This is a genomic window from Ideonella sp. P3_A4, assembly GCF_056403075.1.
In genome coordinates this window covers 1-2,074 of record NZ_JBFUGE010000864.1, presented here as the reverse complement: position 1 = coordinate 2,074, position 2,074 = coordinate 1, and the positions used below count along the sequence as shown (strand labels likewise).

Sequence of the window (2,074 nt, the reverse complement as noted above, 5' to 3'; positions counted from 1 at the left end):
CGGGTGTGGGAGGCTGCGGGTCAGGCCAGCGCGACCGGGTCCAGCCGGCGGTGCGGCACTTTCACCAGCTCGCGCTTGTGCCAGCCCTTGCCCGCCGGCACGATCGGGAATCCGGCCGCAAAGCAGCCGTCGGCCGAGATGATTTCCAGGTACATGTAGGGCTCGCCACCCGTGCCCCGGCGCTCGCAGACATAGGCAAACAGCGATTCGACGCGTTTTTYAGCGAGCAGCAGGTCGAACAGCGCACGACGTCGGGCCGGGTCCGCGAGCGGCAAAGCGCCATCCACACCGCGACTGGCCACCGGGATCCACTCGGTGCCCAGCAGCTCGCCCGGGATGCAGGGGTCCATCTCCAGTGCGTAGATCTGGCCCTCGTTGCTCATGCCTCGGCGAACACCGGTTCGTAGCGGCTCGAACAGCTCGCGAAACGCCGCATTGATGTCGGCCGATTCCATGAAACGGTGCGGGCGGTTGCCTTGCGGATCGCCGAACCACGGGGCAGAAGCGTCGTCGCGAGTGTCCATGTCTGCTTCATCGGCGCTCCAGCGGGGGTGTTTAGGGTCATCCGGTTGCACTTCGCAACGATTCACGTTTCCCCTGACGCCGCCAGCCGGCCTAGGGCGCGCACGCCCCGGTCGAGCCGAGGGCTCCAGCCGTAGCCGCCGCTCAGGCGCAGGCAGCGCCCATAGCGGCCACTGGCCGAGAAGACCACGCCCGGCGCGAAACAGATGCCCTGCTCCAGCGCCTCGACGAACAGCCGCCGCGTGTCCACCGCCTTCGGCAGTTCGACCCACAAGACGAAGCCACCGGCCGGCTGCGACACCGTGGTGCCCGGCGGAAACGATTGCTCGATCGCCACGACGAGGCGGTGCAAGGTGTCCTGGAAGATGCGGCGCATCCGCCGCAAGTGGTGGTCGTAGCCGCCCGAGGCCAGGAACTCGGCCAATGCCAGCTGCGGCAGCACCGGGCCGCACAACGTCGAGGCCACCTTGGCCTCGATCAGCCGCGGCATGAAGCGCTCGCTGGCCGCCACCCAGCCGACGCGGTAGCCCGGCGCCAGCGTCTTCGAAAACGAGCTGCAGTAGATCACCGCCGCGCGCGGGTCGAGCGCAGCGAACGGCCGCGGGCGCTCGGCGCCGAAGCCGATGTCGCCGTAGATGTCGTCTTCGACCAGCGGCACGCGGTGCCGACCCAGCACCGCCAGCACTTCGAGCTTTTTGGCCTCGCTCATCGTGCAGCCCAGCGGGTTGTGGAAGCACGAGGCCAACACGCAGGCGGCAACCTGGTGGCTGCCGCAAGCGGCGTCGAGCGCGTCGAGGTCCACCCCGGTGCGCGCGTCGGTCGGCAGCTCCAGCGCCTTCAGCCCCAGCGACTGCAGCACCTGCAACAGGCCGAAGTAGGTGGGCGACTCCACCGCCACCGTGTCGCCCGGGCGGGTCAGCGCGCGCAATGCGAGCGCCAGCGCCTCGGTGCAGCCGCAGGTGACGAGCAGGTCGTCGGGCGCGACCGCGTGGCCCACGCGCAGCGCTCGGCGGGCGATCTCGCGCCGCAGCGACAACTCACCGCGCGGCGGCGTGTAGGTGTTGTGTTTGACGCCCTTGACCCGCGCCACCCGCGCGAGGCACCGGTCGAGAGCACCCGAGGCGAGCAATTGCGGGCTCGGGATCGCACAGCCCAGCGGCACCAGCTTCGGGTCGGCCGCATGCTCCAGCAGCTTCAGCATCACGGCCGGCACTGCCACATCCGTAGGCCGCGCCGGAGGGCGGCTCTTGGCCGGCGCCGCGATGGCGTGCGGGGCCTGCGCGACATAAAAGCCCGACTGCGGCCGCGCTTCGATCAGGCCACGGTCCTCCAGCAGGCGATAGGCCTGCAGCGCGGTGGTCACGCTGGTGCGGYGCTGCCGGCTGATCTCGCGCAGCGAAGGCACGCGAGAGCCAGGGGTCAGGGTGCCGCGCTCGATCAACCCGGCAATGAAGCCGGCCAGGTCTTCGTAGCGAAAGGTCGAGGCGGCGTTGGCGATCGGCATGGCGCCAACTGTACTGGTGTGGATCGAGCTGATCTGTGACTGTTATCG

At 69.6% G+C, this 2,074-nt stretch carries 2 protein-coding genes; both read right to left on the bottom strand.

Annotated features, from left to right (window positions below):
• Nucleotides 1-20 precede the first annotated feature (20 nt).
• Nucleotides 21-524, bottom strand: a complete 504-nt coding sequence (locus AC1DYI_RS33785; RefSeq protein WP_477208477.1) for a hypothetical protein — start codon at nucleotides 522-524, stop codon at nucleotides 21-23.
• Nucleotides 525-586: 62 nt separating this feature from the next.
• Nucleotides 587-2,026 (bottom strand): aminotransferase-like domain-containing protein, encoded by a 1,440-nt coding sequence (locus AC1DYI_RS33780; RefSeq protein WP_477208476.1) that lies wholly within the window; start codon nucleotides 2,024-2,026, stop codon nucleotides 587-589.
• Nucleotides 2,027-2,074: the final 48 nt, after the last annotated feature.